General features: G+C 66.1%; 20 protein-coding genes. 14 read left to right on the top strand and 6 right to left on the bottom strand.

All coding sequences use genetic code 11. The annotated features are described in order from the left end of the window. Window positions 1-137: 137 nt before the first annotated feature. The 3 genes from AC6LJY_RS07320 to greB all read left to right on the top strand — a co-directional run bounded on the left by AC6LJY_RS07320 (window position 138) and on the right by greB (window position 2,619). Window positions 138-1,073, top strand: coding sequence for an alpha/beta fold hydrolase (locus AC6LJY_RS07320; RefSeq protein ID WP_498135637.1), 936 nt, complete (start codon window positions 138-140; stop codon window positions 1,071-1,073). Window positions 1,074-1,143: 70 nt separating this feature from the next. Continuing rightward, window positions 1,144-1,989 carry a 3',5'-nucleoside bisphosphate phosphatase gene (locus AC6LJY_RS07315; RefSeq protein WP_046806948.1) on the top strand — a complete coding sequence of 282 codons (846 nt, stop codon included), beginning with the start codon at window positions 1,144-1,146 and terminating at the stop codon, window positions 1,987-1,989. An 81-nt stretch (window positions 1,990-2,070) separates the two neighbouring features. Continuing rightward, window positions 2,071-2,619: a transcription elongation factor GreB gene (gene greB / locus AC6LJY_RS07310; protein WP_046806947.1), complete on the top strand. Its 549-nt coding sequence runs from the start codon at window positions 2,071-2,073 to the stop codon at window positions 2,617-2,619. 272 nt (window positions 2,620-2,891) lie between these two features. Here the strand turns inward: greB and AC6LJY_RS07305 are convergent, their stop codons facing one another. The 3 genes from AC6LJY_RS07305 to AC6LJY_RS07295 all read right to left on the bottom strand — a co-directional run bounded on the left by AC6LJY_RS07305 (window position 2,892) and on the right by AC6LJY_RS07295 (window position 5,835). Continuing rightward, window positions 2,892-3,920 (bottom strand): DctP family TRAP transporter solute-binding subunit, encoded by a 1,029-nt coding sequence (locus tag AC6LJY_RS07305; protein WP_219990365.1) that lies wholly within the window; start codon window positions 3,918-3,920, stop codon window positions 2,892-2,894. Between the two features lie 86 nt (window positions 3,921-4,006). Further along, a complete protein-coding gene (locus AC6LJY_RS07300) occupies window positions 4,007-5,305 on the bottom strand; it encodes a TRAP transporter large permease (protein ID WP_046806945.1) in 1,299 nt (432 codons plus the stop codon). Next, window positions 5,302-5,835, bottom strand: a complete 534-nt coding sequence (locus AC6LJY_RS07295) for a TRAP transporter small permease (RefSeq protein WP_498135636.1) — start codon at window positions 5,833-5,835, stop codon at window positions 5,302-5,304. Before AC6LJY_RS07295 ends, AC6LJY_RS07300 begins: the two co-directional genes overlap by 4 nt. A gap of 363 nt (window positions 5,836-6,198) precedes the next feature. Here AC6LJY_RS07295 and purL point away from each other — a divergent pair, with 363 nt between their 5' ends. Continuing rightward, entirely contained in the window at window positions 6,199-10,248 is a 4,050-nt protein-coding gene (gene purL, locus AC6LJY_RS07290; RefSeq protein ID WP_219990364.1) for a phosphoribosylformylglycinamidine synthase, read from the top strand. A gap of 122 nt (window positions 10,249-10,370) precedes the next feature. On the opposite strand, the gene AC6LJY_RS07285 is transcribed toward purL, so the two are convergent. Beyond that, window positions 10,371-11,279 carry a LysR substrate-binding domain-containing protein gene (locus AC6LJY_RS07285; protein WP_046806943.1) on the bottom strand — a complete coding sequence of 303 codons (909 nt, stop codon included), beginning with the start codon at window positions 11,277-11,279 and terminating at the stop codon, window positions 10,371-10,373. Between the two features lie 285 nt (window positions 11,280-11,564). On the opposite strand from AC6LJY_RS07285, the gene AC6LJY_RS07280 reads away from it, so the two are divergent. Next, window positions 11,565-13,193: a methyl-accepting chemotaxis protein gene (locus AC6LJY_RS07280; protein WP_046806942.1), complete on the top strand. Its 1,629-nt coding sequence runs from the start codon at window positions 11,565-11,567 to the stop codon at window positions 13,191-13,193. Window positions 13,194-13,492: 299 nt separating this feature from the next. On the opposite strand, the gene AC6LJY_RS07275 is transcribed toward AC6LJY_RS07280, so the two are convergent. Then, window positions 13,493-14,479 carry a Bug family tripartite tricarboxylate transporter substrate binding protein gene (locus tag AC6LJY_RS07275; protein WP_120156110.1) on the bottom strand — a complete coding sequence of 329 codons (987 nt, stop codon included), beginning with the start codon at window positions 14,477-14,479 and terminating at the stop codon, window positions 13,493-13,495. 19 nt (window positions 14,480-14,498) lie between these two features. Further along, on the bottom strand, window positions 14,499-15,452 hold the full coding sequence (locus AC6LJY_RS07270; protein ID WP_046806940.1) for an alpha/beta hydrolase: 954 nt from the start codon (window positions 15,450-15,452) through the stop codon (window positions 14,499-14,501). A gap of 121 nt (window positions 15,453-15,573) precedes the next feature. Here AC6LJY_RS07270 and AC6LJY_RS07265 point away from each other — a divergent pair, with 121 nt between their 5' ends. From AC6LJY_RS07265 to AC6LJY_RS07225, 9 genes are all read left to right on the top strand, one after another. After that, window positions 15,574-16,491: a LysR family transcriptional regulator gene (locus AC6LJY_RS07265; protein WP_104145086.1), complete on the top strand. Its 918-nt coding sequence runs from the start codon at window positions 15,574-15,576 to the stop codon at window positions 16,489-16,491. Window positions 16,492-16,647: 156 nt separating this feature from the next. Beyond that, on the top strand, window positions 16,648-18,117 hold the full coding sequence (locus AC6LJY_RS07260; protein ID WP_498135635.1) for a M20 family metallopeptidase: 1,470 nt from the start codon (window positions 16,648-16,650) through the stop codon (window positions 18,115-18,117). Further along, window positions 18,114-18,671, top strand: coding sequence for a DUF1415 domain-containing protein (locus tag AC6LJY_RS07255; RefSeq protein WP_104145087.1), 558 nt, complete (start codon window positions 18,114-18,116; stop codon window positions 18,669-18,671). Before AC6LJY_RS07260 ends, AC6LJY_RS07255 begins: the two co-directional genes overlap by 4 nt. A 131-nt stretch (window positions 18,672-18,802) precedes the next feature. After that, window positions 18,803-19,696: an alpha/beta hydrolase gene (locus AC6LJY_RS07250; RefSeq protein ID WP_498135634.1), complete on the top strand. Its 894-nt coding sequence runs from the start codon at window positions 18,803-18,805 to the stop codon at window positions 19,694-19,696. Between the two features lie 166 nt (window positions 19,697-19,862). Next, on the top strand, window positions 19,863-21,161 hold the full coding sequence (locus AC6LJY_RS07245; RefSeq protein ID WP_104145089.1) for an SAM-dependent methyltransferase: 1,299 nt from the start codon (window positions 19,863-19,865) through the stop codon (window positions 21,159-21,161). Next, complete coding sequence (locus AC6LJY_RS07240; protein WP_498135633.1) at window positions 21,158-22,015, top strand: DUF1295 domain-containing protein; 858 nt, start codon at window positions 21,158-21,160, stop codon at window positions 22,013-22,015. Before AC6LJY_RS07245 ends, AC6LJY_RS07240 begins: the two co-directional genes overlap by 4 nt. 2 nt (window positions 22,016-22,017) lie before the next feature. Next, window positions 22,018-23,103 (top strand): class I SAM-dependent methyltransferase, encoded by a 1,086-nt coding sequence (locus tag AC6LJY_RS07235; RefSeq protein ID WP_314355709.1) that lies wholly within the window; start codon window positions 22,018-22,020, stop codon window positions 23,101-23,103. Between the two features lie 15 nt (window positions 23,104-23,118). Continuing rightward, window positions 23,119-23,691 carry a lipocalin family protein gene (locus tag AC6LJY_RS07230; protein ID WP_498135632.1) on the top strand — a complete coding sequence of 191 codons (573 nt, stop codon included), beginning with the start codon at window positions 23,119-23,121 and terminating at the stop codon, window positions 23,689-23,691. 372 nt (window positions 23,692-24,063) lie between these two features. Further along, the gene (locus tag AC6LJY_RS07225; RefSeq protein ID WP_046806934.1) at window positions 24,064-25,158 is read left to right on the top strand and encodes a TRAP transporter substrate-binding protein; all 1,095 of its coding nucleotides are present in this window, start codon (window positions 24,064-24,066) and stop codon (window positions 25,156-25,158) included. Window positions 25,159-25,201: the final 43 nt, after the last annotated feature.

Below are 25,201 nucleotides of genomic sequence, written 5' to 3'. Positions count from 1 at the left end.
TGCGGCACGCGGGCGAATTCAGAGTGGGCGGCCGCGCAACTGTCGTGCGTTTGTCCGGCTGGCGCGATTACACTAGTCCGCCTTGGTGAACCGCCGTTTCGGCGCGCGCCGATCCGTTCGATACGTGGAGCCTTTACATGGTGGACGCCAGCCTGCAACCCCGTTTGGAATTCGTCACCTGCGCCAGCCCGGCGGGCTTGCACCGGATGGCGTATTGGGAATGGGGCGACCCGGCCAATGACCAGGTGCTGGTCTGCGTGCACGGCCTGACGCGTAGCGGCCGGGATTTCGACGTGCTGGCCCGCCGCCTGGCGTCGCGCTACCGCGTCGTGTGCCCCGACGTGGTGGGCCGTGGCCGGTCGGACTGGCTGGCCAACCCCGCCTTCTACACCGTGCCGCAGTACGTATCCGACATGGTCACGCTGCTTGCGCGGCTGGCACCGGCAAGGCTCGCCTGGGTGGGCACGTCGATGGGCGGCTTGATCGGGCTGGCGCTGTCGGGCGCCGCGGTATTCGCCGGCGCCATGCAGGCGATGCGGCCCCACGCGGGCATGTTGCCGCCCGGTCAGGGCATCCAGCTGGACAAGCTGGTGCTGAACGACGTGGGCCCGCGCCTGGAAACGGGCGCCTTGTCGCGCATCGGCCAATACGTCGGTCAGCCGGGCGAATTCCCCACGTTTGAAGAGGCGGTGGCTACGATGCGCGCCAATTCCGAAACCTTCGGCCCGCACACCGACGCGCAATGGACCGAGCTGGCCCGGTTCCTTTACCCGGAGTTCGATGGCAAATGGGTCAAGCACTACGACCTGGCGCTGGCCCAGGCGCTGGCCGCGCAAACGCCGGACGAATTGGCCGCCGGCGAACAGATCCTGTGGCGCTCGTATGACGCCACGCCGTGCCCAATCCTGATCGTGCGGGGCGAGAAGTCCGATCTACTGACCCGCGCCACGGTTGACGAAATGCTGAAACGCAATCCGCGCGCGCAGGCGCTGGAAGTGCCGGGCGTGGGACACGCGCCTACCCTGATCGCCGATAGCCAGGTGGAACCCGTGGCGGCGTTCCTGTTGGCTTGAATGTCCGCCGTGCGATTACGGGGACGGCACGGCGCTATTCAGCGCGGCGGGCCTTCTCTACAATAGCCCGATGACATCGCCCACCCTGAACATCGATCTGCATTGCCATTCCACTGTGTCCGACGGCGCGCTGGCGCCTCGCGACGTGGCGCAGCGCGCGCACGCCAACGGCGTCGACGTCTGGGCATTGACGGATCACGACGAGGTAGGCGGGCTGGCCGAAGCGGCCAGCGCGGCCCAGGACCTGGGCATGCGGTTTTCCACCGGCGTTGAAATTTCGGTCACGTGGGCGGGCTTGACGGTGCACATCGTGGGCTTGCAGTTCGACCCGAACAACGCCGACTTGGTGGCCGGCCTGCGCCAGACCCGCTCGGGCCGCGCCGAACGCGCCAAGCGTATCGGCGACCGGCTGGCCGACATGGGCATGCCGGGCGCCTACGAAGGCGCGTTGCCGTTCGCGGGCAACCCCGAACTGATCAGCCGCACGCACTTTGCGCGCTACCTGGTCGAAGCGGGCTACTGCCCCGACGTGCAAACCGTATTCACCAAGCACCTGGGCGACGATCGCCCCGGCCATGTGCCCATGCAATGGGCCACGCTGGCCGAAGCCGTGGGCTGGATCCGCGGCGCGGGCGGACGCGCGGTCATCGCGCACCCGGGCCGCTATAAGTACACGCCGCTGCAATTCGCCGCGCTGTTCGACGAATTCCTGCAATTGGGCGGCGAGGGCATCGAAGTCACCACCGGCAGCCACACCGTCGAAGAAGCGCGCCAGTATGCCGAGGTTGCGCGCCGCTACGGCTTCCTGGCATCGCGCGGGTCTGACTTTCACAGCCCCAAGGAAAGCCGGATCGACCTTGGCCGCCTGCCGTCGCTGCCGTCCGACCTGAAGCCGGTCTGGCACGATTGGTTCTGACGCGGGCGGCCCGCGCCGCTCCGCCTGCCAGCCCCGACTAATGTGATTGCGCCGTCACGGCGCCAGTGCTTGAGCATCGCCATGAATAAAGCCTTTGTTAAAGAGTCCGACAACGAGGACGACGACGACCTGCCGCAAGCCCAGGCTTTGCCCGTGGGCACAAAGAACTACATGACCCCCGAGGGCTACGAACGCCTGCGCGCCGAACTGACGCACCTGATGAACGTCGAGCGTCCGTCGGTGGTGCAAGTGGTGTCGTGGGCGGCGTCCAACGGCGACCGCTCGGAAAACGGCGACTACCTCTACGGCAAGAAACGCCTGCGGGAAATCGACCGCCGTATGCGCTTTTTGACCAAGCGGCTGGACATCGCCGAAGTCGTCGACCCCGCCTTGCAGCCCAACCGCGACCAGGTCTTTTTCGGCGCCACGGTGCTGTATAGCGACAAGGCCGGCGAAGACCACACCGTTACCATCGTGGGCGTGGACGAGGCCGAGCCGCTGGCCGGCAAGATCAGCTGGATTTCGCCGGTGGCGCGCGCGCTGATCAAGGCCAGGGAAGGGGACACGGTGGTGTTGCGCACGCCGGGTGGCATCGAAGAACTGGATATTCTGGAAGTGCGCTACCCGTAGGCGCGACGGGCCGAAAAAGGCAAAAGCCGGAAAAGGGCGAAAGGGCAACAGGGTCCGCGCGCAAACCGGAACATTGCCCGCCGCCCAAAAAGGAAACAGGCGCCAGCTTTTGACTGGCGCCTGTTTGGTTGGGAGGGCTCTGACGTCCCTGCCTCGGTTTGGCGGCTTGCGCCGTCGTTCCCCTGGGGCTTGCTGCTTAAATCGATGCGTAGGTGTCGGTGTCGGTGTCGGTGTCGGTGTCGGCGTTGGCGTTGGCGTTCACCGAGCCGGCCTTACTTCTTGCGCGCGGCGATGGACTTTTCGGCCATGTTGACCAGGTCTTCGCCGATCTGCTTCTTCCACTTGTCGTACACGGGTTGCGTGACCTTGGCGAAGGCGTCGTGTTCGGCCTTGGACAAGGATGTCACGGTCACGCCGTGGCCTTCAATTTCCTTCAGCAGCGACGGGTCTTCGGGCGTGACGCCCTTGCGCGCAATCACGATCTGCTGCTTGCCGGCATCCAGCGCGGCCTGGCGCACAATGTCGCGATCCTTTTCCGACCACGAATTCCACACTTCGCGGTTCACCACGAAGATCAGCGGATCCGCCACGTAGTTCCACAGCGTCAGGTATTTCTGGCCCACCGTGTACAGCTTGGAACCCGTGTAGATCGACAGCGGATTTTCCTGCCCGTCAACCGCGCCGCTGGCCAGCGCCGGTTGCGCATCGGCCCAGCTCATCTGCGTGGGGTTGGCGCCCAGCGCGGTGAACGTGTCGATGTACAGGGGCGAACCCACCACGCGCAGCTTCATGCCCTTCATGTCTTCGGGCTTTTTGATGTCGCGCTTGGAATTGCTGAGCTGGCGATAGCCGTTTTCGCCCCAGGCCAGCGGCACGACGCCGGCCTTTTCAATCAGCTTGAACATTTCGCGGCCCACGTCGCCTTGCACCAGCGCGTCGATGGCGGCGTAGTCGGGCATCAGGAAGGGCAGCGAGAACAGGTTCAGCTGCTTGACCTGCGGCGACCAGTTGATGGTGGACCCCACGGCCATGTCGATCACGCCCTGGCGGATGGCGGTGAATTCGCGCGTCTGGTCGCCCTGCACCAGCGACGTGCCCGGGTACACCTTGATGTTGATGCGGCCATCGGTGCGTTCGCGCACCAGCTTGGACCAGATCTCGGCGCCCTGGCCCCACGGGAAGGTCGTGCCCACCACGATGGACAGCTTGTATTCGGGCTTGTAGTTCTGCGCGTGCGCCGGCGTCATGCCGACCACGGCGGCGGCGCACAGCGCGGCGCCGATCAGGTTGCGGAATTTCATGGGGTGTCTCCTCTCTCTGAGTGTGTCTGTTGTTGTTGTCGGTTGTTTGTTGTCGGTCGTTGATGGTTGTGCAGCAACCTGCTCTTTCAATAGCCCAGCTTTTTCGGCAACCACAGCGCCAGCTGCGGAAACACCAGCACCGCCACCAGCACCAGGAACATGGCGCCCAATAGCCACACCACCCAGCGCACCGTGGATTCCATCGGCACGCGCGCAATGCGGCACGACACCATCAGGTTCACGGCAAGCGGCGGGGTGAACTGGCCCAGCGCCACCTTCAAGGTCAGGATCACGCCGAACCACACCGGGTCCCAGCCGTAGGCATTGGCAATGGGCATTAGCAACGGCACGAAGATCAGGAAGATCGAAATGCCGTCCAGGAACATGCCCACCGTCATCAGCAGCAGAATCAGCAGCGACAGCACGCCCCATTCGCCCAGGCCGGAATTGACGATGGCGTTGGTGATCGGGTCAATCACGCTAAGCGTGGACAAGGCCCACGCGAAGATGCCCGCCAGCGTCACCACCAGCATGATCACGGCGGACAGCTCGGCCGCCTCGCGCAAGATGGTGTACAGGTCGCGCAGCTTGATGGTGCGGTGGATGAAGCCGCCCACGAACAAGCCGTAGAACACCGCCACGACCGCCGCCTCGGTGGGCGTGAACCAGCCCAGGCGCATGCCGCCCAAAATCAGCACCGGCGCGGCCAGGCCCCATGACGCTTCGCGCAGGCTTGCCCAGAAGGGCGGGCGCGGCAAGTGCGCCTCCAGCGCGCCCATCTTGTATTTGCGCGACAGCCAGACGGCCGGAATGATCAGCGCGAAACCGGCCAGGATGCCGGGGATCATGCCCGCTGCGAACAGCGCCGGCACCGACGCGCCGGGCACCAGCACGGAATAGATGATGAAGGCGACGGACGGCGGAATCAGGATGTCGGTGGCGGCGCCGGCTGCAACGACGGCCGCCGAGAACGAACCCGGGTAGCCGGCGCGCGACATGGCGGCAATCATCACCGCGCCCACCGCTGCCGCGCATGCCGGGCCCGAACCCGAAATGCCGCCCAGGAACATGGCCACCGCAATCGACACCAGCGGCAGCATGCCCGGGCCCCGGCCCACGATGGCAATCGCAAAGTCCACCAGCCGCTTGGCCACGCCCGATCGGTCAAAGATGGAACCCACCAGCACGAACATGGGGATGGCCAGCAGCGGGTACTTGGCCAGCCCCGCGTAGAAGTTCTGCGGCACGGTCAGCAGGCCATACCAGGGCGTGTCCAGGTTGGACAGCACGATGGCGACGGTGCCGCCGATGCCCAGCGCCACGCCCACGGGCACGCCGATCAGCATCAGCACAATGAAGACAACGAAGAGCAGGGTGGCGATCATTTCGTGTCGGCGCCCCGGGCGATGCGGCGGAGGGTGCCCAGCGTGCGCAGCGAGATCGCCGCGGCCATCACGGGCAGCCAGATCGAATACCACCAGGTAGGCACGCCAATGGCCGGCGACGTTTCTTCGTAGATGAATTCGTCGGACACCAGCTTGACCGACAGCACGGTCAGCAGCACGAAAAAGGCCAGCACGCAGCCGTTGGAGATCAAGGCCAGGATGCGCTGGCGGCGGGGCGAGCCGCTGTCCGCCAGGATTTCGATGCGGATGTGGTGGTTGCGCACGAACGCCACGCTGCCGCCCGCCATGGTCAGCACGATCAACAGGAACACCGAGATTTCTTCGGTCCAGGCGAATGACTGGTCGGTGAAGTAGCGCACCAGCACGTTGGCGAAGGTGATCAGCGCCAGCGTGGCCAGCAGGATGACGGCCAGCCAGTCTTCGATGGCAAGCGGCACCTTGACGGCGGGATCGGATTCAACGGGGATGATCGGTTCGACGGGTTCGGCGGGGGCTTCAGGGCGGGACATGGGTGCGGCGACGGCAGGGCGCTTGGCGCGTTCTAGTCATGGGGTCGCTGCATCCTACCGTCGGCCCGCAGGCGCCGGTCTTCGTGTTTTCCCGTGGTGCGGGGCGGCAACAACATGCTGCGTTGCGTCAGAGTCGGCCATGCCCTCGGGGCCGCGCGGCGCGTGTCGCCAGCGACAGCGCGCGATGACACCAAGGCTTTACCGCGATATTGCCGTGCACCATTTTTGTGCGGCGGCGTTGGAATTCTTTTGTAACATCGGCCGAAATGGCCGCTTGGCAAGCTTCTTGAACAACAGCTCCGGGAAAACCCCCTAAACAGGTAAAATCACTTTTTGCACCCATCCTTATACGGCGCCCGCATCGTGTCCCTAGTTCAGCATCTGCCTGGTTCCTCCGTCCTGTCCTCCTTTCGTCGCGATCGCCTGTTGGCGCAATTGAAGGAAGCCGGCCTGCCGGTGGCCGACATCTCCGCTCGCTACGAGCACTTCGTCAGCACCGACGCCGCCTTGACGGCCGAACAGCAGCAACACCTGACCCAACTGCTGGATTACGGCACCCCCAGCACAGCCGACGCCCCGGCCAAGAGCCTGTCGCTGCTGGTCATTCCGCGCCTGGGCACCATTTCCCCGTGGGCCAGCAAGGCCACCGACATCGCCCACAATTGCGGCCTGTCGTCGGTGCACCGCATCGAGCGCGGCGTGCGCTATGTCATCACCCCCGAACGCGGCCTGCTTGGCACCAAGTCGTTTGACGACGCCATGCTGGCGCGCGCGGCCGACTGCCTGCACGACCGCATGACCGAAACCGTGGTCGACGCCAACTTCGACGGCCAGGCGCTGTTCCAGACGCTGGCCGGCAAGCCGATGCGCACGGTTGGCGTGCAGGCCGATGGCGTCAAGGCGCTGGCCGAAGCCAACGTGTCCTTGGGCCTGGCCCTGTCGGAAGACGAAATCGAATATCTGGCCAAGTCCTTCACCGACCTGGGGCGCGACCCCACCGACGTGGAACTGATGATGTTCGCGCAGGCCAACAGCGAACACTGCCGCCACAAGATCTTCAACGCCGAATGGGTCATCGACGGCCAATCGCAACCGAACACGCTGTTCGGCATGATCCGCGCCACCCACAAGGCGCAGCCGGAAGGCACGGTCGTGGCGTATTCGGACAACGCCGCCATCATGGAAGGCGGCCCCGCGCAGCGCTTCCAGGCCGGCGTGCCCGGCGTCACGGGGCAGGGCGCTGACGGCGCCAGGTACATCCGCCGCGACACCACCGTGCACACCTTGATGAAGGTGGAAACGCACAACCACCCGACCGCGATTGCCCCGTTCCCGGGCGCATCCACCGGCGCGGGCGGCGAAATCCGCGACGAAGGCGCCACCGGCCGGGGCTCCAAGCCCAAGGCCGGCCTGACTGGTTTTACCGTGTCGCACCTGCGTTTCGACGACGCGCTGCAACCCTGGGAAGCCGACCACCACGGCCTGCCCGAGCGCATCGCCTCGCCCTTGTCCATCATGATCGACGGCCCCATCGGCGGCGCGGCGTTCAACAACGAATTCGGCCGTCCCAACCTCTTGGGCTACTTCCGCTCGTTCGAGCAGACGGCAGGCGGCACGCGCTGGGGCTATCACAAGCCCATCATGATCGCGGGCGGCCTGGGCAGCATCGACGCCGGCCTGACCCACAAAGACGTGATTCCCCCCGGCGCGCTGCTGATCCAGCTGGGCGGCCCGGGCTTCCGTATCGGCATGGGCGGCGGCGCCGCCTCCAGCATCAGCATGGGCAGCAACTCCGCCGAACTGGACTTTGATTCCGTCCAGCGCGGCAACCCGGAAATCGAACGCCGCGCGCAAGAAGTCATCGACCGCTGCTGGCAGCAGGCCGAGAACAACCCCATCATCGCCATCCACGACGTGGGCGCGGGCGGCTTGTCCAATGCCTTCCCGGAATTGGTCAACGACGCCGGCCGTGGCGCCATCTTCGACTTGAAGCGCGTGCCGCTGGAAGAATCGGGCCTGTCGCCCGCTGAAGTCTGGAGCAACGAATCGCAGGAACGCTACGTCCTGTCGATTCTGCCGAAAGACCTGGAACGCTTTGACGCCATCGCCCGCCGCGAACGTTGCCCGTATGCGGTGGTGGGCGTGGCCACTGAAGAGCGCCAGCTGCGCGTGGTGGACGGCGAGGGCCTGCCCGGCCTGGACACGATCCGCCCGCAAGGCGAGGCCGAAGTGCGCCCCGTGGACGTGCCGATCGACGTCATCCTGGGCAAGCCGCCGCGCATGACGCGCGACGTGCGCCGCCTGCCGGGCGTGTCCGCGCCGCTGGACCTGGCCGGCATCGACCTGACGGAAGCGGCCTACCGCGTGCTGCGTCACCCCACCGTTGCCAACAAGTCCTTCCTGATCACCATCGGCGACCGCACCGTGGGCGGGCTGTCCAGCCGCGACCAGATGGTTGGCCCGTGGCAGGTGCCGGTGGCGGACTGCGCCGTGACGCTGGCCGATTACGAAGGTTTCCGTGGCGAAGCCATGTCGATGGGCGAACGCACCCCCATCGCCATGCTTGACGCCCCGGCGTCCGGCCGCATGGCCGTGGCCGAAGCGCTGACCAACCTGGCTGCCGCCGACGTGGCGCGCCTGGAAGACATCAAGCTGTCCGCCAACTGGATGGCCGCTTGCGGCGTCGATGGCCAGGACGCCGCGCTGTATGACACCGTGTCCGCCGTCAGCGAACTGTGCCAGGCCACCGGCCTGTCCATCCCCGTGGGCAAGGATTCCCTGTCCATGAAAACGTCCTGGGAACAGGACGGCGAGCAGCGCCAGGTGGTCGCGCCCGTGTCGCTGGTGGTGACGGCGTTTGCGCCGGTGGCCGACGTGCGCGCCAGCCTGACCCCGCAACTGCGTACCGACGCGGGCGACAGCGTGCTGATTTTGATCGACCTGGGCCGTGGCCGTCACCGCATGGGTGGCTCGATCCTGGCGCAGACGTACAACCAGATCGGCGAAACCGTGCCGGACATCGACGCGCCGCAAGACCTGCGCGCGTTCTTCATCACCATCCGCACGCTGGCCGAAGCCGGCACCATCCTGGCCTACCACGACCGTTCCGACGGCGGCCTGTTCGCCACGTTGACCGAAATGGCCTTCGCCGGCCGCACCGGTATTTCCGTGAACCTGGACATGCTGACGTTCGATCCGCAATCGGCGGACTGGGGCGACTACAAGATCCGCCCGGACCAGGTGAAGGTGCAGCGCGAAGAACTGACGCTGAAGGCGCTGTTCTCGGAAGAAGCCGGCGCCGTCATCCAGGTGCCCGCCGCGCAACGCGACGCGGTCATGCAAGTGCTGCGCGGCGCGGGCCTGTCGGCTCACTCGCACGTCATCGGCGGCCTGAACGGCGCCGACGAAGTCGAGTTCTACCGCGATGGCAAGAAGGTCTGGGGCCAGCCGCGCGCTGAACTCGGCCGCGCCTGGAGCGAAGTGTCCTACCGCATCATGGCCCGCCGCGACAACCCGGCTTGCGCGCAAGCCGAACTGGACGTCTGGAACGATACGACCGACCCGGGCATGAGCCCGAACGTGTCGTTCGACCCGCAAGAAGACATCGCCGCGCCGTTCATCAACACCGGCAAGCGTCCGCGCGTGGCCATCCTGCGCGAGCAGGGTTGCAACAGCCAGGTGGAAATGGCCTGGGCGTTCGACACTTCGGGCTTCGAAGCCATCGACGTCCACATGACCGACCTCTTGGCCGGCCGCGTGGACCTGGCGCAGATGCAGGGCCTGGTGGCCGTAGGCGGTTTCAGCTACGGCGACGTGCTGGGCGCCGGCGAAGGCTGGGCGCGCACCATCCGCTTCAACAGCCAGTTGTCGGATCAGTTCGCCGCGTACTTCGCGCGTCCGGATACGTTTGCGCTGGGCGTGTGCAACGGCTGCCAGATGATGGCGGCGTTGGCTCCGATGATTCCGGGCGCCGAGCACTGGCCGCGCTTCACGCGCAACCAGTCGGAAAAGTACGAAGCACGCCTGTCGATGGTGGAACTGGCCAAGTCGCCGTCCATCTTCTTTGCCGGCATGGAAGGCGCCCGCATCCCGGTCGCGGTCGCGCACGGCGAAGGCTTTGCCGACTTTTCCCAGCAGGGCGATGCCGGCCGCGTGCTGACCGCCGCACGCTACATCGACAACCGTGGACTGGCCACCGAAGCCTACCCGTTCAACCCGAACGGCAGCCCGGGCGGCCTGACTTCCGTCACCACCGCCGATGGCCGCTTCACGGTGATGATGCCGCACCCGGAACGCGTGACCCGCAACGTCATGATGTCGTGGGCGCCCGAGAAATGGGGCAGCGCCGACCAGGGCGGCACGTACAGCCCGTGGATGCGCATCTTCCGCAATGCGCGCGTCTGGCTGAAGTAAGCTCGGGGGCGGCAATGCCGCCGCCGTATGACAAAAAGGACGGGCCACGGCCCGTCCTTTTTTTGTTGTTGCCGGACGGGCGTTGCCCGTCCTTTTTGTTGTCACTGCGTCCGCTGTGACGCTTAACTGGCAGCCGCCCGCAGCGTTCCCGCCTCGCGCTCGAACTGGCTGGCCAGCTCTTCCGCCGCGGGTGTCAACGGCTGCGATGTGCGTTGCAGCAGCCCGATCACGTAGTCGGGCAGCGGGTCGGTGATGGGCACGATGTCCAGTTGTTCGCGCAGCATCCCGGTGGCGATCAACGTGGTCGGCAGCAACGCCATGCGGTCGCTGTTGGCCACCAGTGCCGCCGTGTCGATCACCCCGTCCGTGTGCATGTCCACGCGCGGCGTGCCCAGGCCGGCCTGCAAGAACACGTCGTACACCGACGCGCCGGGCTGGCCGGGCGGCCCCGCCACCGCGAACACCACGTCGCGCAGTTCCTGCAACGCCTGGGCTTGCCGCAAAGGGTGGTTGCGGCGCGCCGCGACCACCAAGGGGCAGGTCAGCAAGGCGCGCGCGGTCAGGTTCGGGTCGGCCTGGTCCGTGTTGACGGGGCAGATGGCGAAATCCAGTTGCCCATCGCGCAGCAGCGGCATCAGGGAATGGTAAAGGCCGCTGCGGCAGTGCAGTTCAACCTCGGGGTAGCGCTGCCGAAAGCGCTGAATCGCCGTGGGCGCCAGCAGCACCGAGGCCGCCGCCGAAATGCCGTATTGAACGGTACCCAGCCGTTCGCCCCGCATTTGCGCCATGGTGTCGCGGGCGCGCTTGGTTTCGTGAACCAGGTATTGCGCGTGCGGCAAGAAGCGCTTGCCGTAGTCGTTGGGCCGCATCCCCTTGGCGTGCCGGTCGAATAACGACAAGCCCAGCGTGCGTTCAAGACGCCGCAGGGACTTGGTCATTGCCGGTTGGGTTTGTCCGGTGGCGCGGGCTGCCGCGTGCACGCTGCCATGTTGCGTGACGGCAAGAAAATCGAATACCTGCTGCAACTTCATGTTGATGCCCCCCTATTGCTCAGTCGAGCTTGCTGAAAGGTCCCCGGCTACTCATCCAAAGTGCTGACCGACCGTAGTTCATTAGCTGTCAAGGTAGCAAGCAAGGGCAGGGTGCCGCAGCCGTGTCCAGCGCATGCGGATTCAACACTGGCGCGGCTTGCAGGCCGATTGGGGCTTGCGAGGCATCGCTCGCTGACAATCTTTTGTAACGTAATGAGATATTTAACTTTTCGTTGCAACCTGCCGTAAACCCGTAGAGCGTAATGCAACCCGGAGTGGCTTTTCATGTTCAAGAACCTAAGTATTCGCGCAATCCTGACGACCGCCTTGGGCGTCTTTTTCGCGCTTTTCCTATTGACCGGCGTGGCCGTCTATCAACAATTGACCTCCAACCGCACCTCGATCGAAGTGCTGCTGGACACCAACCTGGTCCGCGCCAACGCGGTGGATGGCGCGGGCGCCGAACTGCTGCGCGCCCGCCTGGTGCTGCTGGCCGCGCAGAGCGCGCTGCTGGAAGGCAAGTCCATCGACAACATGGCCAGCATGCAGCGCCTGGATGGCTATACCAAGAAGGCGTCTGATTTGATCGACGCCGCGCGCAAGCTTCCAGAAACCACGGAAGTGGGTAAGCCGTTGTTCGACGGCGCGCTGGCCGCCTACGACGTCTATGTGCGCGACGCCATTGCGCCGATGGTGGCGGCCATTCGCGCGGGCAAGCCGCAGGACGCCAGCCGCCTGAACCTGGAAAAGGTCACGCCGCTGGGCATCCTGTTCACGCAGGCCATCCAGAAGTACGTGGATTACGCCGACGACGTGGGCCAGCGTGTGGCGCGCGAGGCATCCACGCGCATCAACGGCGCGATCGTCGTGCTGATCTGTTTGCTGGTGGTGGTGGCGGTGTTGGTGGTCAGCCTGTACGCGATCTTTGCGCGTTCGGTGTTCCGTCCGCTGCACGAGGCCGGCCGCTTGTTTGACCGCATTGCCGGCGGCGACCTCAGCAACCGCATCGAGCAGCGTGGCAATAACGAAATCGGCGTGCTGTATGCCGCCGTCAAGCGCATGCAGGACAGCTTGTCGCGCACCGTGTCGGCCGTGCGCCTGGGCGTGGAAGAAATCCACACCGGGTCGCGCGAGATCGCGGCGGGCAACATCGACCTGTCGTCCCGCACCGAGCAGCAGGCCGCGTCGCTGGAAGAAACGGCCGCCAGCATGGACGAGTTGTCGTCCACGGTGAAGAACAATGCCGACAGCTCGCGCAGCGCTTCGCAATTGGCGTCGGCGGCTTCGGAAGTGGCCACGCGCGGCGGCAAGGCCGTGGGCGACGTGGTGGGCACGATGCGCGGCATTGCGGATAGCTCCAAGCGCATCGCCGATATCGTGGGCGTGATCGACGGCATCGCCTTCCAGACCAACATCCTGGCGCTGAACGCGGCGGTGGAAGCGGCGCGCGCGGGCGAGCAGGGCAAGGGCTTTGCGGTGGTGGCCAGCGAAGTGCGCGCCTTGGCGCAGCGCAGCGGCCAGGCGGCCAAGGAAATCAAGGGCTTGATCGACGAGTCGGTGCAAAAGGTGTCGATCGGTTCGGACCAGGTGGAAGCCGCGGGCGCCACCATGCAGGAGATCGTGACGTCGGTGCGCCGCGTGACGGACATCATCAACGAAATCTCCAGCGCGTCGGAAGAGCAGTCGCAAGGCATTCAGCAGGTGAACCAGGCGGTGTCGCAGATGGACAGCGTGACGCAGCAAAACGCCGCGCTGGTCGAGCAGGCGGCCGCATCCGCCGCATCGCTGGAAGCCCAGGCGCAACGGCTGCGTGAAGCGGTGGCGGTGTTCAAGCTGCAAGCCGGCGGACAGGTGATCGATGCCGACGCCGCTGCCTTGGGCCGCAATGGCGAACCGGCGCTGCTGGGTGCCTGAGCCGGGGTGGCTATTGCTGGGGGGCGCCTAGCTGGGGCGCCTAGCTGGGGGCGCCGAGCTCGGGGCGCGTAGCCGGGAGCGCCGAGCCGGGGGCGCCGAGCCGGGGGCGCCAAGCCCGCGGCGCCATAGCCGGGATGCCATAGCCGGGGCGCTTTCGTCCTGGCGAGCCGGGGCGTCTTAGCCGGGCCCCCGACCGGGGAACCGCAACCCAGCCTTTCCCAGCCTGCCCACGGCCGACCGCGACACCGCCGTCGGCCAAAAAAAAAAGCGCCCCTCGGGGCGCTTTTCTCATTTCCGTCTTACTGGTCCAGCTGAATATTGGCGTCGGCGGCGACGTTCTTCCACTTCTTCACGTCGCTGGCGATCACTTGCTGGAATGCGTCCGACGAACCGGCCACCACCGTGCCGCCCAGGCTGGCCAGCTTGGCCTTCACTTCCGGCGTGTTCAGGGCCTTGACCGACGCGTCGTGCAGCGCCTTCTTCACGTCATCCGGCAACCCCTTGGGCGCCAGCAAACCGTTCCAGGCGTTGGCTTCGTAGCGCGGCAGGCCGGCTTCCTTGAAGGTGGGCGTGTCGGGCAGTTCGGGCGAACGCGCGTCGGCCGCGATGGCGATGGGCCGGATCTGGCCGCCCTTGATGTACGGCAGCGACGCCGGCACCGGTTCCCAGATCATCGACACCTGGCCGCTGATCACGTCGGTGAACGCCGGGCCCGCGCCACGGTAGGCGATGTGCATCAGCTTGGCGCCCGTCATCGACTTCATCAGCTCCATGGCCAGGTTGCCCAGCCCGCCCGCGCCGGACGAGGCGTAGGTGTACTTGTCGGGGTTGGCCTTGGACGCGGCGATCAGCGCGTTCAGGTCGGTGGCGGGAAAGTCCTTGGTCACGCTCAGCACGCCCGGCACCGTCACCAGCTGCGTGATGGCGGTGAAGTCCTGCACGGGGTCATACGTCAGCGACTTGTACACGGCCGGGTTGGTGCCGTGCGTGCTGGACGAAGCCAGCAGCAGGATGTAGCCGTCGGGCGCGGAGTCCGCCACGAAGCGCGTGCCGATCGAACCGCCCGCGCCGGCCTTGTTTTCAACGACCACGGTGGCGCCCAGCTCGGTGCCCAGCTGCGCGGCGAACACGCGGCCGATGATGTCGGCGGTGCCGCCCGGTGCAAACGGCACGATCAGGCGCACAGGCTTGGCGGGGTAGGCGGCTTGCTGGGCCGACGCGGCGCCGGCGGCCAGCGTGGCGCCGGTCAGCAGTGCCAGCGCGATGGTGGTTTTCTTGAAAGTCATCAGTGTCTCCAGGCGAAGGTTAGTCGAGGCTGCGGGCGAGCCAATCGACGATCAATTCGGCGATCTGGTCGCTATTGCGGTCCAGCATGCAGAAATGGGAATTGCCGGCGATGCCGGTGGCGGGCAGGTCCAGCACGTCGGCGCGCTGGCCGGCCGCGCGCAGCGCCGCCCAGTACGCATCGGTTTGCGCGCGGTAGCGCTGCCAGGTGTCGTCGGCGCCAAAGTGGTCGCCCCACACCAGCAATTGCGGGGGCAGGCCGGGGGCGGCGGCGGCGGGCGTGCCGGTGGGTTCCAGCGCCACCACGGCGCGTACCGTGCTGGCGTATTCCTGGGCCAACAGCGTGGCGTAGCCGCCGCCCTGGCTGTGTCCGACCACGATGCACGGGCCGGTAAGGTCGAGCAGGGCGCGGTAGGCGTCCAGCGCCATCTCGCCATGCGTCAGCCAGCGCGGCACGAACTGCTTGGCGAACGTGTCGAAGGCCTCTACCGGGAATTGCTGCGCGGGATAAGCGCGGCGCGGCTGGCCGGCCGGTGCATAGCCGGCTTCCGAGCCGATGCGAAACAGGCGCCACGCCTCTTCCTTGGAGCGGAAGATGGGCGCGCTGTCGTACACCTGCGGGTACATGGCCCAGGACGCGCGGCCGCGTTCGGGCGCGTCGGACACAAACACGTCATAGCCCGATTGCAGCAGCCGCCACAGCCAGCCCTGGCGTCCGTCCGGCGTGCTTTCCCATTGCGCGCCCGTCATGCCGCCGCCGTGCCAAAGCAGCACGGGGTAGGGGTGGCGCGGTTGTGCCAGCCGGTATTCCTGCACGTACAACTGGCCGACGGGGTAGCCGCCGTTCATGTCGATCAGGCGGGGCGCGTTGTCAACGACCTGCATTTGCTGCATGGGCACGCCGCCGGCCACGGCCTCGGCACCGCCCACGAAATGGCTGCGGATGGACTTGAGCAACACGGGGGAGTCGGGCATCAGGGTTTTCCAGAAGTCGATGCCGGGATGTTAGTTGCCAGATGTTTCTGCCTTGTGCAAAATGCGCAATGCCTGTGCCGAATCGGCACAGATGAACCAGGGCTGGGACGGAGCAATACCGATGGACACGAAATGGCTGGAGGACTTCGTCGCGCTGTCGAAGTCGCGCAATATGTTCCAGGCGGCCGAGGCGCGCAGCGTGACGCACCCGGCGTTCGGGCGCCGCATCAAGGCGCTGGAGGAATGGGCGGGCGTGCCGCTGGTGGAACGCGGCCATCAGGTGTCGACGCTGAACGCGGCAGGGCGCAGCATGCTGGCGGCGGCGATCGATGTGCTGGATATCCTGCGCGACACGCGCCAGGCCCTGCAAAAGCCCGAGCAGGAACGCAATCGGAAAATCACCATCGCCTCGGGCAAGACGCTGGCGCATTCGGTGCTGCCCGGCGTGATGGCGCGCGTGCAGCAGGGCATGGCGCCGTTTCAGCTCAAGGTGGTCACCACCACGCTGAACTACGGCGTGGACATGCTGGCCGATGGCGAAGTGGACTTTCTGCTGTGCCATGCGCACGAGCCGCTGTATGCAAAGATCGACAACCCCGGCTACCGCTGGCGCCGCGTGGGCGCCGACAAGCTGGTGGCTGTCAGCGCCCCGGTGGCGGCGGGCGGGCGGCATCCGCGCTACGCCGTGCCCAAGCTGCCGTCCGATCCGCCCGTGCCTTTTTTGGCCTATGCCGACAGCATGTCGCTGGGGCGCATCCTGGACGATCGGCTGCGCGGCTTGTGCCTGATCGGGCAGTTGCAGACGATGTACGAATCGGACCTGGCCGACGCGCTACACGCCATGGCGCGCCAAGGGTTCGGGCTGGCCTGGCTGCCGCACACATTGATCGAATCGGATCTGCGCGCAGGCACCCTGGTGCGCGCCGATAGCGCCCGCAATGATATCCATATGGAAATCCGGATTTATCAATCGGTAGACAACGCCAAACCCCTGGCGCGCGATGTGTGGGGGCGTATCGAAGCGTACGCGGCTCGATGACGCAATTGTGTGGGGCGGGGCGGGGTGGGGGCTCCCACACATGACAGCGAGCCGAAGCCGCCGACGCCGCGCCCGCTCCCCGCGATGGCGGCCGCGGGCATAAAATACCGGATTACCCCAATCCCGCCCCCCACGCACCCTACAGGATTCCGCGCCATGAACGCCCGTATCCCCGACGACGCCCTGCCGCCCACCCTTGATCCCGACGCCCTCCAGGCGTTTGTCGACGACAAGTGGGACAACGAAATCATCCCCGCGCTGACCGACTACATCGCCATCCCGGCCAAGAGCCCGGCGTTTGACGCCGACTGGGAAAAGAACGCGTTCATCGAACGCGTGGTGCGCGATGCCGCCGCCTGGGTCGAAGCGCAAAAGGTGTCCGGCCTGAAGCTGGAAGTGGTGCGCCTGCCGGGCCGCACGCCCGTCATCTTCTTTGACGCGCCCGCCACGCGTAGCGACCACGGCGACACCGTGCTGCTGTATGGCCACCTGGACAAGCAGCCGGAATTTTCGGGCTGGCGCGCGGGCCTGGGCCCCTGGACCCCCAAGTATGAAGACGGCAAGCTCTATGGCCGTGGCGGCGCGGACGACGGCTACGCCGTGTACGCCTCGCTGACCGCCATCATGGCGCTGGACAAGCAGGGCATTCCGCGCCCGCGCTGCGTGGGCATCGTGGAAACCTGTGAGGAATCGGGCAGCTACGACTTGCTGCCGTACGTGGACGCGCTGCGCGACCGCCTGGGCAACGTCGCCCTGGTGGTGTGCCTGGATTCGGGCGCGGGCAACTACGACCAGCTCTGGATGACGACCTCGCTGCGCGGCATGGTGTCGGGCACGCTGGAAGTGCAGGTGCTGGACGAAGGCGTGCATTCGGGCGATTCCAGCGGCGTGGTGCCGTCGTCGTTCCGCATCCTGCGCCATCTGCTGGACCGCCTTGAAGACAGCGCCACCGGCCGCCTGCTGCCGCAAAGCCTGCATTGCGAAATTCCCGCCGAACGCGTTGAACAAGTGGCCGCCACCGCGCGCATTCTGGGCGACGAAGTGTGGCGCCGTTTCCCCTGGAGCTGCGGCGCCGAAGGCGGCTTTGTGCTGCCGATGACGACCGAGCCCGAACAGGCGCTGCTGAACCGCACGTGGCGCCCGACCTTGTCGGTGACCGGCGCCGAAGGCCTGCCGCCGCTGTCCAGCGCCGGCAACGTGCTGCGTCCGCGCACCGCATTCAAGCTGTCACTGCGCCTGCCGCCGCTGATCGACGCCGTGGCCGCCTCGCAGGAAATCAAGGAACTGCTGGAAGCCGACGCCCCCTACAACGCCAAGGTCATCTTCAAGGCCAACGAAGGCGCCGCCACCGGCTGGAACGCACCGGCTTCCGTGCCCTGGCTGACGCAGGCGCTGGACGCAGCGTCCCAGCAGTACTACGGCCAGCCTTGCGGCTATATCGGCCAGGGCGGCACGATTCCGCTGATGAGCATCCTGCAAAAGGGCTTTCCGAAAGCGCAGTTCATGGTGTGCGGCGTGTTGGGTCCCAAGTCGAACGCGCACGGCCCCAATGAATTCCTGCACGTGCCCTATGGCAAGAAGCTGACGGCCGCCGTTGCGCAAACCATGGCGGCCATGCCGGCATGATTTCGACTTCCGACGCTTATGCCAACGTGGTGGCTGAAACCCGCCACTGGCTGAATCAGGCCGTGATCGGCCTGAACCTTTGCCCGTTCGCCAAGGCGGTTCAGGTCAAGGACCAGATCCGCTTTGCCGTCAGCGACGCCACCGACGCCGAAGGGGTGCTGACCGACTTGCAGGACGAGCTTGCCCTGCTGGCCGAGACCGACCCCGAGAAGATCGACACCACCTTGTTGATCATTCCCGACGCGCTGGACGACTTCCTGGATTTCAACGATTTCGAGGACCTGTCTGACCGCCTGCTCAAGCGCATGCGGCTGGTGGGGGAATTGCAGGTGGCCACGTTCCACCCGCAATTCCAGTTTGCCGACACGCAGCCGGACGACATCGAGAACTACACCAACCGCGCGCCGTACCCCATCCTGCACCTGCTGCGGGAAGACAGCATCGACCGCGCGGTGGAGTCGTTTCCGGACGCCTCGGACATCTATGAAAAGAACATCGACACGATGAAAAAGCTGGGCCTGGAAGGCTGGAAAAAACTGATGACCCGGCCCTAGGCATCCATTTCGCCGTTTGCTTCGTATATGGGATGACACCCCGCGGGCTGCCCCCGCCGGGTAGACCCTTCCCACGATGCGACAGGAGACGGCGGTGCCACACTTTTCACTGATCGCGCGGGCGCGCGGCGATGCGTAGCGTGCCCGTGGCGTCTTTGCTGGCGATGCTGCTGGCCGGCTTGCTGATCCTGGGCTTGACGGCCTGCTCGCCGCTGACGGTGCTTAACGGGGCGGTGCCCGACAACGCCAGCCGCATCGTCAGCGATGTGGCCTATGGCGACGACCCGCGCCAGCGCGTCGATATCTACGCGCCACCCGGGGTGCGGAACCCGCCCGTGGTGGTTTTCTTCTATGGCGGCAGTTGGCGCAATGGCTCGCGCGCCGACTACAAATTCGTAGGCGACGCGCTGGCCTCGCGCGGCATCCTGGCCGTGATCGCCGATTACCGCCTATACCCCGACGCCGCCTATCCCGACTTCCTGGACGATTGCGCGCGCGCCGTCGCGTGGACGCTGCGCCACGTGGCCGACTACGGCGGCGACCCCGCGCGCGTCTTCGTGGCGGGCCACAGCGCGGGGGGCTACAACGCCGCCATGATCGCGCTGGACCCGCGCTGGCTACAGCGTCAGGGCGCCTCACCGTCGATGCTGCGCGGGTGGATCGGCATGGCCGGCCCCTATGACTTCCTGCCGATCGTGGCGGCCAGCCTGAAGCCGGTCTTCCATTTTCCGGGCACGCCGCCCGACTCCCAGCCGATTACCCACGTCACGGCCAACGCGCCGCCCACCTTGCTGATGGTCGGCATGGCGGACACCACGGTCGACCCGCATCGCAACACCGAAGGCCTGGCCGCCGCCTTGCAGGCCGCCCATGTGCCCGTGACGCTGGTGCGTTACGACGGCCTGGGGCACGCACTGCTGGCCGGCGCGCTGGCGCGTCCCTTGCGCTGGCGGGCGCCGGTGCTGGACGACTTGGCGGGTTTTGTCTTGGATGCGTCGGGCGGGCCGCTGCGGTCGGACCCATAGCGCGTTCAAGTAGCGCATGGGTCGCATACCGACCCGGTGCTACGGGTTTTCCCCGATGAATCCAATGCATCCGGGTCTACGTATATACGGCATCCACACGCGCAGCCGGGAATTCCGACGCCCACCGAAACCCCTGCGCTTAACCCTCCGAACCAGGAGAAGACCGATGAGATCTCCCTCTGACTCCGAACGCCTGGCGCTGGACAAGGCGTGCGCGCCCCAGGCGGCGCAGCCCCTGTCGCTGACCGAGCGCCTGTTGCGTCGGCGCTTGCTGGGACAACTGGCGCAATTGCAAGGCGGACGGTTGGTGATTGACGACGCAATGGGCAGCGTTGAACTGGGCGGGCAGGACGCCACGGCGGGCCGGCCGTTGCGCCTGCGCGTGCGAGATCCCGCCTTCTACCGCGCCATTGCCGCCAACGGCAGCGTGGGCGGGGGCGAGTCCTATGGCGACGGCCATTGGCACTGCGACGATCTGACCGGCCTGATCCGGCTGCTGGTGCGCAACCGCGACCTGCTTGACGGCATGGAGCGTGGCGTGGCGCGGTTGGGCGGCGTGGCGATGCGGGCCTTGCACGCGTGCCGCCGCAACACGCGCGCCGGCAGCCGCCGCAACATTGCCGCCCACTACGATCTGGGCAACGATTTTTTCGGCCTGTTCCTGTCGCAAGACATGATGTATTCGTCCGCCATGTGGGCAGGCGAGGACGACACGCTGGAGCAGGCGTCCACCCGCAAGCTGGATGTGATCTGCCGCAAGCTGGACCTGCAACCCGGCCAGCATGTGGTCGAGATCGGCACGGGGTGGGGCGGTTTTGCGCTGCACGCGGCGCGCCACTACGGCTGCCGCGTCACCACCACGACGATCTCGCGCGAGCAGCACGCGCTGGCCACCGAACGCATCCGCCGCGCCGGCCTGCAATACCGCGTGGACGTGCTGCTGCAAGACTATCGCGACCTGCACGGCCAGTTCGACAAGCTCGTGTCCATAGAAATGATCGAGGCGATCGGGGCCGACTACCTGCCCACGTATTTCGGCAAGGTGGGCCAGCTGCTCAAGCCCGATGGGATGGCGCTGATCCAGGCCATCACCATCGAAGACCACCGTTATGCGCAGGCGCTCAAGGCGGTGGACTACATCAAGCGGCATATCTTTCCCGGCAGCTTCATGCCGTCCATCCAGGCGATGCTGCAAGCCAAGACGCGCGCCAGCGACCTGAGCCTGGTGCATCTGGAGGACTTTGGCCTGTCTTACGCGCGCACGCTGGCAGCGTGGCGCGAGCGCTTCATGGCCAACCTGGACGCGGTGCGCGGGCAGGGCTTTGACGACCGCTTCATCCGCCTGTGGGAGTTTTACCTGGCCTACTGCGAAGGCGGCTTTCGCGAACGCGCCATCGGCGTGTCGCACCTGCTGTTGGCGCGGCCCGGCGCCACGCCGGCAGCGGCGCGGTGGGCGGCGCCATGACGCCCGACATGACGCCCACCATGACCTCCGCCATGCCCCCCATCATGCAAGCCCTGATGGTGGCCGCCGTGGCCGCGTTGCTGATGGCCGGCGGCTGGCTGTGGCAGCGGCGCCATCACAACGCGGGCATCGTCGACGCGATGTGGGCATCCGGCATGGCCGTGGCCGCCGTCCTGCTGGCCTGGACCGGCCCGGGCGCGGCCACCCCGCGCGTGCTGCTGGCCGTGTTGGGCGGCGTCTGGGCGGGACGGCTGGCGCTGCACATCTGGAAGCGCGTGCGCCACGGCGAAGAAGACGGCCGCTACCGTGCCCTGCGCGAGCACTGGAACGGCAGCCAGGGCAAATTCGCGCTGTTCTTCCTGGCGCAGGCGGGGCTGGTCGTCTTCATGTCCTTGCCGTTCATTGCGGTGGCCGCCAACCCCGTGCCCGGCATGACGCCTTGGGCCTGGCTGGGCGTGCTGGTGTGGGCGGTGTCGGTGGCGGGCGAAACCGTGGCCGACCGCCAATTGGACGCCTTTCGCGCAGACCCCGCCAACCGTGGCCGCACCTGCCGTGCCGGCCTGTGGCGCGTATCGCGGCATCCCAATTATTTCTTCGAATGGTTGCACTGGTTCAGCTACGTGGCGCTGGCGGCGGGCAGCGGCTTGGCCTGGCTGGCGTGGGTGGGCCCCATCGCCATGTACATCTTCCTGCGCTGGATCAGCGGCATTCCCTACACCGAGGCGCAAGCGCTGCGCAGCCGGGGCGAAGACTATCGCCAGTATCAACGCACCACGCCGATGCTGTTTCCGTGGTTTCCGAAGCGCGATTGCGCCGGATCACCGCATCACCGCACCCCGACGCCAGAGGAATAATCATGAACGCTGCCACGTTGACTGAATCGCGCCTGGCTTCCGACCGGGCCGCGCCCGGCCTGCTGGGGCTGGCTGAACGCGGCCTGGTGCCCGACGCGCTTTTGCGCCTGGGCATCCGGCGCCTGTGCGCACAACGCCTGCGCGACGAAAGCGCCGGGGGTCCCGCCGCCCAGGCGCGGCGCTACCAACATTTGATCGATGAACTGCGCGCCAGCCCCGTGGCCATACACACCGACGACGCCAACGCCCAGCACTACGAACTGCCCGCTGAATTCTTCACGCTGTGCCTGGGCCGTCAATTGAAGTATTCCGGCTGCTATTACGCCACGGGGCGGGAAACGCTGGACCAGGCCGAAGCCGCCATGCTGGAGCTTTATGGCGTGCGCGCCGAACTGGCGGACGGCCAGCGCATTCTGGAACTGGGTTGCGGCTGGGGCTCGTTGACCCTATGGATGGCCGAACGCTATCCGACGGCGCGCATCACCGCCGTGTCGAACTCCGCCTCGCAGCGCCAGCACATCCAGGCGCAGTGTCGCGCGCGCGGGCTGGACAACGTCGAGGTCATCACCTGCGACGTCAACACGCTGCAATTGCATCCGCAGACCTTCGACCGCTGCGTGTCCGTGGAAATGTTCGAGCACATGCGTAATTACCAGGCGCTGCTGGCGCGGATCGCGTCATGGCTGCGTCCGGGCGGCAAGCTGTTCGTGCACCTGTTTGCACACCGCAGCCTGATGTACCCGTTTGAGACCGAGGGCGACGACAACTGGATGGGCCGGCATTTCTTCACGGGCGGCCTCATGCCGTCGGCAGACACCTTGCTGTGGTTTCAGGGCGACCTGCGCATCGAAGCGCGCTGGCTGGTTGACGGCAGCCACTACCAGCGCACCGCGAACCACTGGCTGGCCAACCAGGACGCCAGTCGCGCCCAGGTGCTGACGGTGCTGGAAAAGGCGTACGGCGCGCCGCTGGCCCGCCTGTGGTTCAACCGCTGGCGCATGTTCTGGATGGCGTGCGCCGAGTTGTTCGGCTATCAGAACGGGCAGGCCTGGATGGTGGCCCACTACCGCTTTGCGCGGCCAGACTGAAGGAGGGCACTGCCCATGCGCAAGACCTTACGCGTTGCCGACTTGGCGTTGATTGCCGCCTTGACGGGCTGCGGCAGCCCCACGCCCATGCCGCCCGTGGCGCAGGTGGACATCCCGCGCTTCATGGGCGATTGGTACGTCATCGCCGGCATTCCGACCTGGCCCGAGCGCGCCTCGTTCAACGCGGTGGAAACCTACGCCTTGCTGCCTGACGGCGGCATCCAGACCACGTTCCGCTATCGCCACGGCGGTTTTGACGCCAAGGTGAAAACGATGCGGCCCGAAGGCACGGTGCAACCGGGCACCGGCAACGCGGTGTGGGGCATGCAGTTCATCTGGCCGATCCAGGCGGAATACGTCATTGCCTATGTGGACGACGCCTATCAGCAGACGATCATCGGCCGCAGCAAGCGCGACTACGTCTGGATCATGGCGCGCACGCCCACCTTGCCGGATGCCGACTATGCGCGCCTGGTCGACAAGGTGCGCGAGCTGGGCTACGACCCGGCATTGCTGCGCCGCGTGCCGCAGCAATGGCCCGAACAAGGGCCGGACCCGCGCACCTACCCTGAAGCCGGCAAGGGTTAGGGGGTAGGGGGCAGGGCAAGGGCAGGGCGTCGGAATGCGCCGTGCGCTAAATATTTTTTGGTTATATAAGCCGGTGTTTTTATTCGCCGGTCGAACCCGGCATCGCGCCATCTGATCCGGTCCCCGTACCCGTGCAGAAGGCAATGACGCGGCCCTGAAAGCGGTGCTGGTCATACCAGTGCCGTGACGCACAAAAATTTCACGAAACTTACGGCAAGGGTTTTCCCGCTACGTACGGCGTTTATTTTTCCCATAGCATCGCACCCAAAATCAAAAGCGCGACCATTTGTTACCCATGGGATCGCGCCCACGGGGCTCCACCAATTCGCCCCAGGACCCGGAAAAGAACTTTATCCAAGTTGGGAGACTTGCATGCAACGCCGTTCGTTTTTGAAGAAAGCCACTTTGGGAGCCGCTGCCGGCGGCGCCACCCTGGCGGTGCCCGCCATCGCGCAGGAAGCCCCCACGCTGAACTGGCGCCTGGCCTCCAGCTTCCCCCGCAGTGCCGACGCCATTTTCTCGGGCGGCGAAAGCGTCGCCAAGTACGTGTCGGAAGCCACGGGCGGCAAGTTTTCCATCCGCGTGTTCCCGGCCGGTGAAATTGTTCCGGCGCTGCAAGTACTGGACGGCGTGCAAAACGGCACGATCGAATGCGGCCACAGCGCCTCGTACTACTACTACGGCAAGGACCCGGTCCTGAGCTTTGACGCCGCCGTGCCGTTCGGCCTGAACACCCGCCAGATGAATTCTTGGATGCGCCACGGCGACGGCCTGTCGCTGCTGCGCGACGTCTTCAAGACCTACAACATCGTCAACTTCCCCTGCGGCTATACGGGTACGCAGATGGGCGGCTGGTTCCGCAAGGAAATCAAGACGGTGGACGACCTGAAGGGCCTGAAGTTCCGCGTCAGCGCGTTCGCGGGCGCGGTGCTGTCGCGCCTGGGCGTGGTGCCGCAGCAGATCGCCGGCGGCGACATCTACCCGGCGCTGGAAAAGGGCACCATCGACGCGGCCGAATGGATCGGCCCCTACGACGATGAAAAGCTGGGCTTTAACAAGGTGGCCCCGCACTACTACTACCCGGGCTGGTGGGAAGGCACGCTGCAAGTGTCGCTGTACGTCAACCAGGACGCCTACAACAAGCTGCCCAAGCACTACCAGGCCATCCTGGCGCAGGCATCGGCCGCGGCGACCAACGACATGATCGCCAAGTACGACGCCGAGAACCCGGCCGCGTTGCGCCGCCTGATCGCCCAGGGCGCCAAGCTGCAATCGTTCCCCAAGCCCGTCATGGACGCGTGCTTTGCGGAATCGGTCAAGCTGTACGACGAAATGAGCGCCAAGAATCCGGTGTTCAAGAAGGTCTACGAAAGCATGAAGAACTTCCGCGACAACGAACTGCCCTGGTTCCGTGTTGCCGAAGGCAGCTATGACAGCTACATGGGCACGATCAACCGCGGCAAGTAAGCCCCGGCCAGTGCCCAAGGCGCGCGGGGATGTGCCGCATCCC

This window comes from Achromobacter sp. RT286_PF, from assembly GCF_059760425.1.
The sequence above is the reverse complement of the archived record's forward strand: the minus strand, read 5'-3'. Positions and strand labels throughout refer to the sequence as shown.

Excerpts from the sequence above, each read along its gene's own strand:
- AC6LJY_RS07295 (WP_498135636.1), bottom strand. The coding sequence starts at position 5,835 with ATGTCCCGCCCTGAAGCCCCCGCCGAACCCGTCGAACCGATCATCCCC.
- AC6LJY_RS07225 (WP_046806934.1), top strand. The coding sequence starts at position 24,064 with ATGCAACGCCGTTCGTTTTTGAAGAAAGCCACTTTGGGAGCCGCTGCC.
- AC6LJY_RS07250 (WP_498135634.1), top strand. The coding sequence starts at position 18,803 with ATGCGTAGCGTGCCCGTGGCGTCTTTGCTGGCGATGCTGCTGGCCGGC.
- AC6LJY_RS07270 (WP_046806940.1), bottom strand. The coding sequence starts at position 15,452 with ATGCCCGACTCCCCCGTGTTGCTCAAGTCCATCCGCAGCCATTTCGTG.
- AC6LJY_RS07285 (WP_046806943.1), bottom strand. The coding sequence starts at position 11,279 with ATGAAGTTGCAGCAGGTATTCGATTTTCTTGCCGTCACGCAACATGGC.
- AC6LJY_RS07230 (WP_498135632.1), top strand. The coding sequence starts at position 23,119 with ATGCGCAAGACCTTACGCGTTGCCGACTTGGCGTTGATTGCCGCCTTG.
- AC6LJY_RS07260 (WP_498135635.1), top strand. The coding sequence starts at position 16,648 with ATGAACGCCCGTATCCCCGACGACGCCCTGCCGCCCACCCTTGATCCC.
- greB (WP_046806947.1), top strand. The coding sequence starts at position 2,071 with ATGAATAAAGCCTTTGTTAAAGAGTCCGACAACGAGGACGACGACGAC.
- AC6LJY_RS07280 (WP_046806942.1), top strand. The coding sequence starts at position 11,565 with ATGTTCAAGAACCTAAGTATTCGCGCAATCCTGACGACCGCCTTGGGC.
- AC6LJY_RS07275 (WP_120156110.1), bottom strand. The coding sequence starts at position 14,479 with ATGACTTTCAAGAAAACCACCATCGCGCTGGCACTGCTGACCGGCGCC.
- AC6LJY_RS07315 (WP_046806948.1), top strand. The coding sequence starts at position 1,144 with ATGACATCGCCCACCCTGAACATCGATCTGCATTGCCATTCCACTGTG.
- AC6LJY_RS07255 (WP_104145087.1), top strand. The coding sequence starts at position 18,114 with ATGATTTCGACTTCCGACGCTTATGCCAACGTGGTGGCTGAAACCCGC.
- AC6LJY_RS07265 (WP_104145086.1), top strand. The coding sequence starts at position 15,574 with ATGGACACGAAATGGCTGGAGGACTTCGTCGCGCTGTCGAAGTCGCGC.
- AC6LJY_RS07245 (WP_104145089.1), top strand. The coding sequence starts at position 19,863 with ATGAGATCTCCCTCTGACTCCGAACGCCTGGCGCTGGACAAGGCGTGC.
- AC6LJY_RS07300 (WP_046806945.1), bottom strand. The coding sequence starts at position 5,305 with ATGATCGCCACCCTGCTCTTCGTTGTCTTCATTGTGCTGATGCTGATC.
- AC6LJY_RS07240 (WP_498135633.1), top strand. The coding sequence starts at position 21,158 with ATGACGCCCGACATGACGCCCACCATGACCTCCGCCATGCCCCCCATC.
- AC6LJY_RS07320 (WP_498135637.1), top strand. The coding sequence starts at position 138 with ATGGTGGACGCCAGCCTGCAACCCCGTTTGGAATTCGTCACCTGCGCC.
- AC6LJY_RS07235 (WP_314355709.1), top strand. The coding sequence starts at position 22,018 with ATGAACGCTGCCACGTTGACTGAATCGCGCCTGGCTTCCGACCGGGCC.
- AC6LJY_RS07305 (WP_219990365.1), bottom strand. The coding sequence starts at position 3,920 with ATGAAATTCCGCAACCTGATCGGCGCCGCGCTGTGCGCCGCCGCCGTG.